The organism is Ruegeria sp. CL5 (genome assembly GCF_056536485.1).
In genome coordinates, this window is record NZ_JBQFPS010000011.1 from 1 (window position 1) to 13550 (window position 13550).

Below are 13550 nucleotides of genomic sequence, written 5' to 3' on the forward strand. Positions count from 1 at the left end.
AACCACCTCATGAGCCTCTCACGCTTTCGCGTGGGTGTGTGAGACCATTGAATCCGATTGCTCAACCCGACGATATCACCTAACTCCAATCAAGCGCATGAACAACTAAACGCTAGTTAACGTGACACTGTTGATCTGATGATGCACAGTTCTCTAACCATCTCAAGATACTTCTCGATCACAAAAGTTTCATCAAACTCCCGTTCCATCTTGGCGCGACCAGCGCGCCCCATATCGCTTCGTTCCTGCGGCGACAGCGCTATCATCTTCTCGATTTTGTCTTGAAGATCCGCTGCGTCCCGCACTGCGCAGAGATATCCGTTAATCCCGTCGTCGACCGTGCTGCGGCATCCCGAAGCATCTGTCGTAATGATCGGTCGTCCTATGGCAGATGCCTCGAGTAGTGCGCGGGGTGTACCCTCTGGGTAGGCTGATGGTAGGACAATGCAATCGGCATTTAGCATCTCACCGTAGACATCATCTGAATAACCGAGGTAATGGACATGACCTTCGGCGACCCAAGCTTCAATCTGTTCTCGTGAGATTGACGATGGGTTGTCGTTTTCTACGCTACCAAGCAAGCAAAATTCTACATCAGATCGGTTTTTGCAGATTTTTCGCGCAGCCTCCGAAAATTTACCTACACCTTTGTCCCATAGCATCCGCCCAATGAGCAAGAAACGTATCTTGTCTCGCTCAGGTGGAACCATTAGGGGTGAGAATGTAAACGTCGATAAATCCACCCCTGAGCCAGGTAAAAGGTCATGTCGATCATGATTGACAATGCCACCTTTGGTAAACAAATGGCGATCATCAGGATTCTGAAAAAAAACCATGTCTGCACGCCAAAGAGCGATTCGATAGAGCGCCCTGGCAATTTGCGACACGATGTTTTTGGAGATAAATACTGTCCCGAGACCCGCGATGTTATTGATCGTGGGAATACCAAACTTTTGGGCAGCCATTGACCCGTAGACATTTGGTTTGATGGTGTATCCCAAATAGATATCCGGCCGCACGGCACGAAAAGCTTTTAGGAACCGAAGATACAGAAAGATATCCGAAACTGGGTTTTTATTCATTTTCATCGGAATATCAAAATGTGCGATCCCCATGTCTACGAGGCGTTCGGTATAGCTATCTTTGGGAGCTAAAATAACCACCTTGTAACCGTCTTGCATTAAGGCCTGAATTAGTTTTCTTCGATGCAGCCATACATAGTGGCAGGTGTTGTAGCCAATTGCGATAGTCTTGGACATGTTAAGTCTTTTTCTTGGAACGTTTTTCTGTAAGAAACACTTCGCGGTTGGGACTAACCGAAATGAACTCCGCCTCTACTGTCCAACCAAAGCCTTCCTCTATGTTAATTTGAGCACTGAAACCTTGTGCATTGAAAGCTCCATAAAGTTGTAGTCGCTGATTTGTTAAGCCAAGAAACACTAGAAAGGGGTTAATGCGTACCAACAGGCACCAAAAAAGCTACGTAATTCACTCCACTTGTCAATCTAATTACCCACCAAATGATTGTGCTGCTTCATAATTCGACACAAGCATTGTCGCGCACTCGTTGTTCGGTTCCGGCATCTGTTAGGTAGTGTCTTGATTGGGTCGATCTAGTTCAGAAGTTCAGATTTGCAAATGAATCGTAAGGTGTCGGGCCACTGAGGGTCAAGGACACGGCGGTGATCGGTGGGCTTTCGCCTAATTGGGCCACGTACGGCGAGAATGAAACGCTCAAAGAACGCCCTTTCCTCGTCGGTCATCAGGTCTCGGGCCAAACTGCTCCCAATCGTAGAAACCAGCTTGAATCACGCCAATCGTATGATGTGAATCCCTTTTGTCAACATGACCAAAACATTTTACAAATTGGTTATTGGCAGTCAGAATTTCAAAGAGTTGACAACACCACAGCCATCGCACTACCGTCGCGCAAGCCAAACACGAAGTGACCTGCGAGCGCTTTGTAAGCGAGCACGACTAATTACGGAAAACGTTTGAATCAAATCGGATAGACTACGATTTTGGATCGTATCAATCTGTCTTGCATGGCTGTGAAGAAGTTCGTCCCATTCGTTTTGTCCTGCCTTAGGCCCATACTCTTTTTCAACAAATTGCTGAGCTGCGCTACCAACTGTTTGACGGAGTTCTGTATCACACACCAACTTTTCCATCACATCAAACCAATTGCCGGAGGTCGCAAGAAATCCCGTTGAACCTTCCAGAATTGCTTCTGAGAAAGCCGGGCTCGGTGAGGCAATGGTTGGCACTCCAAAGGCAGATGCTTCCAAAAACTTTAGCTCACTGCGTGCACATGCAAACGGTGACTGCAAATCAAGCGGTGCTAAATTGATGTCAATTCCTTCAAGCAATCCAATGAATTCAGCATATGGTCTAAATGGCTCCAGTCGAAAGCGGTCACCGAAACGTTCAAATTCTCGACTGACTTTAATTTTTCCACCGACCGTAAGACGTACATTCGGGTAGGCCTGCATTAACGCAATTATGTCTGGTGAAATCTGATCAAAATCAGAGTCATGGTGGGCTGAACCGCTGAAATAACCTAAGTTGACATCGGACTGCTCTCGACAGTTTGCCGCTGTCGCACGGGCGCCGGCGTCTAACACAGAGGTAGCTAGTCTGTTACGAATGATCCTGCAATTGCCGTGTATCTGAGAAACCTTGTCCGCAAGGTAACTGCTAGAAACCGTCACCATATCGCACAATAGCATCGCTTCTGCGATATCAGGCGCAAAAGTCTCCCCGTTTTTGGTTTCGCCGATTAGATCGTCGATATCGAATATGACATAGCTTCCTCTGCTCTTCGCGAGCGCTACAATTTGCTCAGTCAAAGCACTATTTCGCACTCTGTGTAAAACTAACATTCGGCATCTTGCAGCCGGTGCAGACAAAACCATTCCTGTGGCTACAGACCACCCCATAGCCCTGAGAAACTCTGCCGGCTGCTGACATCGGATCTGTGTTGTGCCATATCCGAGCATCGGGCGAAACGATAGAAACTGAACGTCCACGCTCATCCGCGAGGATTCCCAAAAAAGGTTCTAGTCACATATGTCGGCATAGATTCCCTTCATGGCCCTTGCACATTTTGACCATTCAAATCCGCGTGCGTGGTCCCGGCCTGCTTGTGACATTTTTGCTTGAATTGCAGACGATTGGCAAATTTCTACAATAGCCGCTGCAAGAGTTTCGGGATTATCGGCATTGGTCAAACGGCCGGCGCTACCGGCAACTTCGCGTAAAGAACTAATATCGGACGCTATCACCGGTGTGCCGCTTGCCATGGCCTCAAGTACAGGTAAGCCGAAACCTTCGTAAAGAGACGGATGTACGTAGGCCTCGGCCTTTTGATAGAGGGCACGCAATTGTGTATCGGACACAAAACCCAGAAAATGTACGCGCGCTTTGAGTGCGGGATCATTCATACTATGACGAAGTTCATCAGCATCCCAGCCTGCACCTCCAATCAACACCAGGTGATGCGGTATGTCCTGCAAAATACGAGACATCGCTTTCAGTAATCCCTTTACATTCTTTCGAGGGCTTATGGCACCCGCCGAAAGAATAAACGGCACATCTTTCTCAGGCAGCGGAAGGTCGTTCAGAATGCTTGGCTCGACGCTAGTAAAAAACCGTTCATCCACCCCTTCGAGTACAACTTTTAGACGATCGTCAATTTGTGAACCTACATACCCGCGAACTTCATCCGCAGTAGTTTGGGAAACGCAAACGATCGCGCTTGCTTGACGAATAGCTTGCTCCAAGCTTCGCTTCATTATCCAAGGACGGGTGTTGCGAAAAAACTCTGGGTGGGTTAGTGGGCCAAGGTCGTGAATTGTAACAACCAGAGGTTTGCGCGTCGCGACCGGATATCCCAAAGCAACTGCATGTACCACATCAACGGGTTGCCGTACTAGAACCTCCAATGGAGGAGTATTTAGGAAGGTCCATGCCAGAGATGTTCCTCGCCGACCCAATCCAGTCAGCCGCAATCCAGTGTTGCGTTGCGCGCGCGCCAAATCCTCGGTCGTCATTGAAGACCATCCTGCTACCGGTGTGACCTCCAATCCGTCCAACTCACTTAATGCGCTGTGCAACTCGCGGGCATATCGCGCTAAGCCATGACCCTCGGCAACTCCAAACTGGTTCGCAAAACAGGCAACCTTCACTTGCTCAGCACCTCCATGTTTGGAAACTGACGGCTAGTATCTGGAATGTTCTTTCACTCCGATCACGCCGCGTCGCAAATGCCTGTGATCCCACACGGGCATGAGTTGCGAGTGTTGGAAAGAACTTATCAATCGAATCCAAAGTGCCTTGCACCAAACATTCGGTGTGAAGAATCGGAATGACGAGTTGGTATTTATCATGCGGTATAGAAAACATTCTCAGTCCTAAGTGGATTGCTCGTAAAGTTTTAACCGGTTCTACTTCTTATAGACGAAATTCTTTAGACGTTTACTAAGTATCAATCCAACCCCACAAGTAAAGGCTACCGCTAGCCTTCAAACCCGTGAATCCACAACTAACCGACTACACACGGCTCCATCATTTCCTAGTACTTTTAGTGTGTAAGATAGTTCAGGCAACAGTTGAGTAGTGGAAAACAATACCAGCTCATACCCGTTTTGGACAATAGCCTTCTAAGATTATCGACTTGTTCCGGCATAAATCGTCGAGTACCGTTCCAACACAACATCGAAACGCACGACACAATAGTGAAGCTCAAATGGCGCTGCTCGACAGCAGCATGCCAAAGTTAGACTGACTGTTAGGTTATATCGGCTTTGAAGCAGATTTAATTTGAGATGCGTTGAAGGACTGTTAATCCCGATTTGACTGGTCCAGTTTGATTGTTAGTGCATGACTGGTTTCTGGTGCATCGGGACAATGGTTTCTGATGCCGGCGAACGGTAACCCAATGCGCTGTGTGCTCCGTTGGTGATATAGTGCTTCCTCCAGTTTTCAATGATGATTTATGCTTCTTTCAATAAGTAGAAGATTTCCCGGTTCAGAAGCTCGTCTCTGAACCGAGCGTTGAAACTCTCGACCTAGCCTTTCTCCCAAAGGCTGCCCGGCTCGATAGAGGCTGTCTTGGCCCCGACGGCTCTGATCCAATCTCGAACCGCTTGGGCAACGCACTCCGGCCCATTGTCGCTGCGCACGTGTGCCGGTGTCCCTGTAAGGATGAAGAGATCGGTCAGGGCGCCGATCACGTCGGTCGAGTTCAGCTTGCGCTTCACCCGGATCGCCAGGCATTCCCGACTGAACTCATCGAGAATGTTCAACATACGGAATGCCTTGCTGCCATCGGTTCGGCAATGCACGAAGTCATAGCTCCGGTGGTGGTTGCGGTGTTCAGGCCCCGGACGGATGCACAATCCGTCGTTCGGCCAGTGCCGGCTCTTCTTCGGCTGCTTGCGCGGCACCTTCAATCCCTTCCGTCTCCAAAGCCGGATTACACGACCGATACTTACCTGCCAGCCAGCAGCTTTCAGCAGAATAGCAACACGACGGTAACCGTAGCTGCCATGTACGTGCCTACCTTCCCGGCTGAAAGCAGCACAAGACACTGACCTGGTACGACACGCACAGATGCAAACCACAAAACCGCCTTGTGTTCATGCTTGGCAGGAAAAACGGCTGGAGGTGTGTAGCCTCTCGCTATGACCGCCGCCTCAAGTCCCCCCTCGATATCCCCTTGCGGCAAAGGTCAACTATCGGCCGTGAAATCTGAACTTAAGTCATGTTGACAAATGTCGGCACCAAAGGCGGATTGATTTGATGTCGACGAAGCCGAGATAGCTTTCGGCGGTTTTGTAGTATCGCGCGGCGACACGGCAGGCATACTTGAGTTTGTTGCAGCACCGGTCAACCATTTTTCTGAGCCTATGTAGCCCATGATCCACACCGCCTCGCAACTTTCGAGGCTTGCGCATTGGGATTTGGGTGAGAATATCGCGCTCACTCATAATTTTCCGAATGCGGTCAGCGCCATCGCCCCCAATCAGCGAGCATTACCTGAGGTTCGGAGCGTCGTCAGCCATTACAAGATCACAGCCTAGATAGTTCGATGTATAACCCAGTGTGATGTCTGTTCTGATTGATAGTCCATGAGCGTTGACGCAGAGGTGCATCTAGGTCGCAAACCCACCGCTTGAATGGTCAAAACCTTTTATCGGAGCCTACCTTTTGCGCCCGCCGCCTGATGGAGAGCTCGAATTTCAGTGCTATCAGCCATTTGGAACGCGTCTGGGACAGGTCCGCTTTGGTTAAATGCCTCAAGAATTTCCTCCCAAGATGCGCCAGTGTCAAACGTCGGAATTGTCGTTAAACGCTGGACCAGTTTCCGAACTCTTATGGCAAGTCTGGCCAGTTTGATCCGGTGCGCGCGATCCAGAACATACCATCTAAAAAAGGGCGATTGTTGGTCGGTTTGCACCCATTCGGAATGCGGATCGCAAGAATGAATTGTTCAAACAGCGACCATTCCTCGTTGCTCAACACGTCTCGGAGGATACCATTCTCCATAGCAGATACCAGCTTGAAACACCGAAGAGTGCCAGTGTAAACTCCTGTTGCCAACACGCACCTAGCTTGTTTTCAAACGCTTTTTACTTGACGGCGCCTCGACGGGAACTAAACATCTATTGAAAATAACGTTGGGTATTGGGAGTATTCTCGCAATCGACTTAGGGTCTGAAAATTAGTTATGTATTTAGAATCAAGCTTAGAAACTTTATTTTGAGAATATGGAAACTAATTTTCCCAAGGTAATTTATATTACTGGGCTTGCATACTCAGGCACCACACTGTTCTCCTCAGCGTTGGGTCGAACTGAAAATGTTTTCAACGCGGGCGAAGTCAATTATTTGGAAAATGATTACAATAGGGACAAGGTTTGTTCATGTGGTCAGAAAGTAGATAATTGCAATGTTTGGCAACCTGTACTGCACGCTTTAAAAAACCAGTCAAAAAGACATGTAAAGACGCTCAAATTCACCGACGCTCAAACTCTCAGAACCATCGACAGTCGATCCCCGCCATTGCGTACTAGGATTCTGGCATTTTTTGGGGCGCGCCCCGAAGCAATATATGATGAAAACGAAATTAAAGATTATGCTTTACGTCACCAAAATTTCATGCGCGCGCTAGCGGGGTCGATGAATGTAGGCATTATAGTCGATGCATCCAAGAGTCTCGCTCGTCTACACGCGCTATACAACTATACTGATCTAACAATGCATGTAGTTCATGTCCGCAGATCACTAATTCAGTCCTATGCATCGCGCCTAAAACGGGCAAAACGCCGCAATAAGTTTTATGTTCCAGTATTTGCTCCGATATATTTGAGCGTGATTTACTTTCGAGACAAAAACCTCAACCGCCAGCTCAAGGATTTTGACTCAAAAGATGTAAGTACAGTTGACTACGAAACATTTGTAGACGATCCGAAATCTATCGAAGCACAATTGAGTGAAGAGTTAGGCATTTCTGTAGATTTCGGAATTGTTAATAGTGAGTTCAACCTTGACCATCTCCACGTTTTTACAGGTAATATTTGGCTTTCTCAAGCTGCCAAGACGAAAAACAAGGTAACAGTCAAATCCAGTGATGGTCAGGGAACTCTCTCTTGGGTAGAGAAGCAGTCTTTTCGAATACTCGTGCCCGTATTCAAGCTATTCAGCGATTAAGCGTTGTCTCCCGGGAAGCTCATGGCCCTTAGTTGGCTTGAGGTTTTTCGCAACACATTAATCCCGAATGTTTTAAACGAAGCTCTCGTGTCAAAGGCATTGTCACAATTGACCACGATCGATTGCCTGCCTAGATCAGAGACCTAATGGTAGCAGTCAAATGCAGCAAATCCAGGAGCAATGTGTTCTATACCTACCTTTCAAGCGACCTCAACGCGCTGTTGGACCGCGTAATCGGTCCGTCGTGAGGGGATTTGGGACAGATAGAGACCTGAGTTAAGAGAGGATCTGGCTGATCTGGTTGTCGTGACTATGCCTCCGATTTGCGGTGAAGCAAGCGCCATGTTTCGATGGTCTTCCGCTTTGTCCTTTCTCGCTGTTTTATGATGGTTCGACCTCGCTCGAATGACCTGAGTCTCAAGTTACCTCCATCTCACGCGGCGTCCTTTGGTTTGGTTTGATGGCCTATGTAGCCGCTTAGTCCATCATGTTCTCGAGGCAATTTCTTTCAGCATCGCGTCCATCACGACCCCGGCCGCGAATGCCTGAACACGCATTGATGCATGAGCCTTGACCATGAAGTCGAAAAGTCGCGATGGTCGCCCTCGCTTGCTGTATCGCCGTTATCCTCCATCGGATTTAGGTCGATGGCACCATATTCAAGCTCGACGCGGCACCGAGTATGGATTGATCGATTACTATCCCACCCATTGCGTAAGGACTCTGCGGAACCAAACGGCGTCACAGCCTCGATCTCCCAGCAGCCACTCAGCCAATGGTAGCGTGTTCATCAGAGCCCTGGCCCCCTGTGTAGTCAAAAACCTGCCCAGCGGTTATGAAGAAGCGGATGGGGCGTCCGATCAGTCTGTCGCCCCGCCCTTTTCAGCCGTAGGCTGGAGGCCGTGCGGTGCGCCTTCAGGTAGATTGCGTCAATCATGATGGTCTTATGATCGCTTCCCTCCGCAGAAAGCCCAGTCGTAGTCCGAGCGAACACTCCCATATCGCTCCACCGGTTGTACAGCGTCTTTGGTGGACCATACTCGCGAGGGGCATCGGACCACCGCAACCCATTGCGATTGCTGAAAACAGTCCCGCCCAGCACACGTCGATCATCAACCCTCGGCTTACCATGGCTCTTCGGCAAGTAGGGCCGAAGCCGCGACATCTACTCGTCAGTCAACCAGAATAAACTACTCATGATGCACCCACTGAACCTCAGGCGCTTGAATCATGTGGACGGGATTCCGATAACCAAATTGATAGGTCAAGAACCGAGCATTTCCGACAGATGAAAAGAACGGAAATTGTTCCAGTCCAAAAGCCAATTGGCGTGAGCTAGAACTGTTCACTAGTGTAATTGATCTATTTGGTTCATGTTAAAGCAAAGCAGACTGGGGTTCGGTAAGTTTGCTCCGCAGCGCGTAGATTAATCGGTCATTATCTATTGGCAGTATTTGGCATACAGCCGAGTTGGAACACTACTCCCGCTTATGGTCGCCACCAATCTCGGCGCTTACCGGGAGTGTGTTTTGCGACGGTCGCTCAAAAGAATGGTATTCTTTGCCGCGTCAGGATTTTATCGTTGCGCCCCGTTGTCTGCTAGTCAAGTATACGGTTAAAGTTCTCAAATAGGTTCAATTTCTTAGTAAATTGCGTTACGGCTTCATGGATTACAGACGAGAGATTGATGGCCTGCGTGCAATTGCGGTGTTTCCCGTGATTTTTTTTCATGCTGGATTTGAGACATTTGACGGCGGGTTCATAGGGGTGGACGTGTTCTTAGTGATTAGTGGATACCTGATCACATCCCTTCTCATTACCGAAATGGAGCACGGGGGCTTAAATCTTCTACAGTTCTATGAACGTCGTGCACGTCGGATACTGCCAGCTCTGTTCTTTGTTATCGCATGCTGCATTCCGATTGCATGGTCTTGGATGTTACCTCATCAACTTGAAGAATTCGCCGGAAGCATCTTAGCGGCCAGCCTTTTCGTATCGAACATTTTCTTCTGGCAGCAAAGCGGCTATTTCACACAAGCTGCAGAAGAAATGCCTTTGGTTCACACTTGGAGCCTCGCAGTCGGAGTACAGTTCTATGTTCTGTTCCCGTTGTATGTAATAGTTGCATGGCGTTGCGGTCGGATTGCGCTTATTTCAAGCTTAGTTCTGATCGCGCTTGTCAGCTTTGGGTTGAGTGAGTGGGGTTGGCGTAATTCTCCTTCAGCGAATTTTTTCCTGACACCTTCGCGGGTTTGGGAACTGTTAATCGGAGCATTTACTGCTTTTCTTATCGAAAAGCGAGGCGTTGCCTCAAACGGATTTCTATCGTGGATTGGTTTGGTACTGATTGGTGTTTCTATCGCAACCATCGATAAGGCTTCACCATACCCAAGTTTTCTAACATTTTTACCGGTGCTTGGAACAGTGCTTGTTATACTATGGTCCGGACCGAACACACTTACAACGCGTGTGCTAAGTTGGCGCCCTATCGTAGCAGTCGGCCTTATGAGTTACAGTGCATATCTCTGGCACCAACCACTCTTTTCTTTTGCGCGGCTGCGTTTCAAAGAAGATCCTGAGTTTTTGGTCATGATCGGGTTGTGTGGTTTGTCGTTATTTTTAGCCGCGGCGACTTGGCGTTGGATTGAACAACCTTTCCGAAATCGTGAAAAATTCAGTCGACACTTCATCTTTCTGGGCAGTTGTGTCGGTACTGCCGTGCTGTTTATTATTGGATTGTTGGGGGTTCAATTCAATGGCTTCCCACAAAGGCTCACGCAGACCGAACTGACGATCATCGACAGCCTTGATAATACGCCGCGAGACCTTTACCTTGATGCCAAGGCTCGAACAGAGTTCCAAGGTCCACCAAAAACGCGTTTGCTCATTATCGGGGACAATTTCGGAAGGGACCTGTTGGAAGGGTTGGAAGCCCACATTGGAGACCGCATCGAAGAACTCGATATTGTTTTCATCGGCATCGCCCGCCGCTGCAAAAACGTGCTTTCTACGACCCCAGACATAGAAAATTACCTGGCACCTCAGGATCGTTTTTGCTTTGGCAACTACCCCAGGATCGGATCAGAAAAATTTGAACCCCTAATCGATACCGCAGATCTAGTTCTTGTACGCAGTATGTGGGATGTGCTCCCAACAATGGAAATGCCGCAAACATACGCTTATTTAAATGCGCTGGCCCCCGATAGGGTTGTATTCATTGGATCTACGGCATTTGGCATGGGTTACAACACTTTCAAAAACCGTTCTGATTTAGCGAACCTGGTTACCGAGGGCGACCCTAGCGATGCACAAGTATATTCTGTTCTAGATACTGACCAGACTGTTCTCGATCTTATCCGGACCGCGAGGACCAGGATGGAAGGATTGAACTACGTCTCAGCTCACGACTTCTTCTGTCAGCCCGACACGCGCTGTAAATTGCTAAGTGACGAAGGAATTCCATTCAATGTCGATGTAGGTCATTTGGGAAAGACCGGTGAACGTTTCATGGTTGAACAAATGTTCGCACTACCTTGGTTTCTTGAGATTTGGCAAAAGAACTTGCGCGTCGCCCCGCACTGAGTCCAGCGCATAGGTTCTATTCGTCTGAACCGTTTTTCCCAGTCTGAGCGTCGCACCGGAGGAGGAGGCTTAGAAACGGCGCTCGAAAAGCTGCCATTTTATTGCCACGTCAAGATTTTACTATCAGATTCCGCTGTCTGCTTGCCAAGTAGGTGGTTTCGGTTCTTAAATACTATCTCAAAAATCGGCTAAACTGTTTGGTAGATGGCGTAACAAATTCGTGCAATACAGACGAGAAATTGATGGGCTGCGAGCGGTAGCCGTTTTGCCGGTAATACTATACCATGCTGGATTTGGTGTGTTCAGCGGTGGGTATATAGGCGTCGATGTATTCTTCGTAATCAGCGGCTACCTCATCACAAGCATACTGATTAGCGATCTTGAGCAAGAGAAATTCTCAATAGCACATTTCTACGAACGCCGAGCACGTAGGATTTTACCCGCACTATTTTTTGTTATGCTTGCATGCTTGCCTTTTGCTTTTATGTGGATGACGCCCTCGCAGTTGCAGGACTTCGCTCAGAGCTTGATAGCGGTAGTTCTCTTCTGTTCAAATATTCTGTTTTGGCAAGAGAGCGGTTATTTTGCACCGATAGCGGAATTGAAACCACTGCTGCATACGTGGAGTTTGGCGGTAGAAGAACAATATTACCTCCTGTTTCCTATTTTTCTACTAGTGCTATGGCACCTCGGTCGGCGACGTGTGTTTTGGATCATCGTTGCAGTAGCGTTTATCAGCTTTCTGTTGGCAGAATGGGGTTGGAGAAACAGTCCCAATGCAAACTTTTATCTCATCCCAACACGCGCTTGGGAACTGCTGGCGGGGTCCATCTGTGCATTTTTGACATCTAAAAAAGCGCAAGGATCTAGCGATCTTCTGAGTACTGTGGGTTTGGCGCTCATTATTTTTGCCATATTTGTTTACGACGCAAATACACCATTCCCCAGTGCGTACACGCTCGCGCCGGTCGTAGGTACCATGCTAGTTATCCTTTTTGCTGCAAAAGGTACTATTGTTGCGCGTATTCTGTCGTTGCGTGGCTTTGTGAGCATAGGATTGATATCCTACAGCGCTTATTTGTGGCACCAACCACTTTTTGCTTTCGCCCGCATACGAAGCTTAACAGAGCCAAGTCTTGCGTTGATGGCGGTTCTTTCTGCTGTGTCTTTGTTGCTGGCTTGGGCGACTTGGTATCGGATTGAACAGCCGTTCAGAAAAAAAACAAACCCACTTCTTGTCACGCAGCATAACGTGTTTGCAGCCAGTGTTTTTGTCGGCTCTGCCCTTATTGCTGCTGGATTGGCTGGGCATATTGGCAAGGGGTTCGAATGGCGATTAGACGAGAAGTATTTGGCGGCTCTTAACGTAAGGCGAGGCGATAGCGCTAGCTGTTATAGTGACTGGGACGAAGTCAACATAGCGAAAGAGACTTGCAAACTTGGAAGCGATGACCAGGCAGTTTCAATTGCAATTGTCGGCGATAGCCATGCGTCGCGGTTATCTGACGCTTTGTCAGATGAGTTAGAAAGATTAGAATTGTCGGCTGCAACCTACACCGGCGCCAGATGCGTTCCACTTGTGAATTTTGCAACAAATTACACAAGTGGGAGAAAAAATTGTCTAGGTAAAACTAGGGAGGCGTTTTCCCGGATAATGTCAGAACCTGCCATTAAGACCGTCATTCTCCACGCTGAATGGGCAAATTATACTGCTGGAAAAAGGTCGAATGAAGCAGCAACACCTGCGGGTTATATTTATAGTCAAGAAGGGAGTTTAGACTACTCGCTAGCAGACGCTTCGAGAAATGCCGTCTACTTCGAAATGGCGGTAAACCGCACTGTCAGTGATCTTTTAGCCCAAGATAAAAGGGTGATAATAGTATTGCCAGTGCCTGAGCACGAACACCATGTACCAACCTCAGTCGCTAAACTTCTTCTTTTGGGAAGAGACCCGAATTCTATGGCCCTTCCCGAACAAGATTATCATCGCCGATCGGGTGAAGTCAGGAAAATATTGCTACGAGTTGCTCAGCAGTATGGAGTCGATGTAATTGATCCATTTGTAATACTGTGTACTGACGGGAGCTGTCCAATTTCGAGTAGCGAAGGCCTACCCTTGTATACAGACGACAATCATCTAAGCTTCCCGGGCGCTGTACCGATTGCCGCAGCGATAGGGCAATCGTTGCGAGACTGACTATTGCGACGTCTCCTCCTTTACTTCTTGCGACTTTCGGTAGTTTTCGTCGGAAGACA

The 13550-nt window shown here is 48.3% G+C and carries 6 protein-coding genes and 4 pseudogenes; 3 read left to right on the top strand and 7 right to left on the bottom strand.

Annotated elements, in window-relative coordinates; genetic code table 11:
* Positions 1 to 116: 116 nt before the first annotated feature.
* From ACR0IU_RS17035 to ACR0IU_RS17060, 6 genes and pseudogenes are all read right to left on the bottom strand, one after another.
* Positions 117 to 1259, bottom strand: coding sequence for a glycosyltransferase family 4 protein (locus ACR0IU_RS17035; RefSeq protein ID WP_480717084.1), 1143 nt, complete (start codon positions 1257 to 1259; stop codon positions 117 to 119).
* A gap of 408 nt (positions 1260 to 1667) precedes the next feature.
* A pseudogene (locus tag ACR0IU_RS17040) lies at positions 1668 to 1790 on the bottom strand (IS5/IS1182 family transposase); the annotation flags it as partial.
* A 129-nt stretch (positions 1791 to 1919) separates the two neighbouring features.
* The gene (locus ACR0IU_RS17045; RefSeq protein WP_480717085.1) at positions 1920 to 2849 is read right to left on the bottom strand and encodes a glycosyltransferase; all 930 of its coding nucleotides are present in this window, start codon (positions 2847 to 2849) and stop codon (positions 1920 to 1922) included.
* Between the two features lie 210 nt (positions 2850 to 3059).
* Entirely contained in the window at positions 3060 to 4187 is a 1128-nt protein-coding gene (locus tag ACR0IU_RS17050; RefSeq protein ID WP_480717086.1) for a glycosyltransferase family 4 protein, read from the bottom strand.
* Positions 4188 to 4874: 687 nt separating this feature from the next.
* Positions 4875 to 5552 (bottom strand): annotated as a pseudogene (locus tag ACR0IU_RS17055) (integrase core domain-containing protein); the annotation flags it as partial.
* 210 nt (positions 5553 to 5762) lie between these two features.
* Positions 5763 to 6549: pseudogene (locus tag ACR0IU_RS17060) on the bottom strand (IS5 family transposase).
* A 221-nt stretch (positions 6550 to 6770) separates the two neighbouring features.
* Here ACR0IU_RS17060 and ACR0IU_RS17065 point away from each other — a divergent pair.
* Positions 6771 to 7712: a hypothetical protein gene (locus ACR0IU_RS17065; protein ID WP_480717087.1), complete on the top strand. Its 942-nt coding sequence runs from the start codon at positions 6771 to 6773 to the stop codon at positions 7710 to 7712.
* A gap of 716 nt (positions 7713 to 8428) precedes the next feature.
* Here the strand turns inward: ACR0IU_RS17065 and ACR0IU_RS17070 are convergent.
* Positions 8429 to 8877, bottom strand: a pseudogene (locus ACR0IU_RS17070) (transposase); the annotation flags it as partial.
* Positions 8878 to 9377: 500 nt separating this feature from the next.
* Between ACR0IU_RS17070 and ACR0IU_RS17075 the strand changes: the two are divergent.
* Together ACR0IU_RS17075 and ACR0IU_RS17080 are read left to right on the top strand one after the other, a co-directional pair.
* Positions 9378 to 11294, top strand: coding sequence for an acyltransferase family protein (locus tag ACR0IU_RS17075; RefSeq protein ID WP_480717088.1), 1917 nt, complete (start codon positions 9378 to 9380; stop codon positions 11292 to 11294).
* Between the two features lie 220 nt (positions 11295 to 11514).
* Positions 11515 to 13491: an acyltransferase family protein gene (locus ACR0IU_RS17080; RefSeq protein ID WP_480717089.1), complete on the top strand. Its 1977-nt coding sequence runs from the start codon at positions 11515 to 11517 to the stop codon at positions 13489 to 13491.
* Positions 13492 to 13550: the final 59 nt, after the last annotated feature.

Excerpts from the sequence above, each read along its gene's own strand:
- ACR0IU_RS17035 (WP_480717084.1), bottom strand. The coding sequence starts at position 1,259 with ATGTCCAAGACTATCGCAATTGGCTACAACACCTGCCACTATGTATGG.
- ACR0IU_RS17065 (WP_480717087.1), top strand. The coding sequence starts at position 6,771 with ATGGAAACTAATTTTCCCAAGGTAATTTATATTACTGGGCTTGCATAC.
- ACR0IU_RS17075 (WP_480717088.1), top strand. The coding sequence starts at position 9,378 with ATGGATTACAGACGAGAGATTGATGGCCTGCGTGCAATTGCGGTGTTT.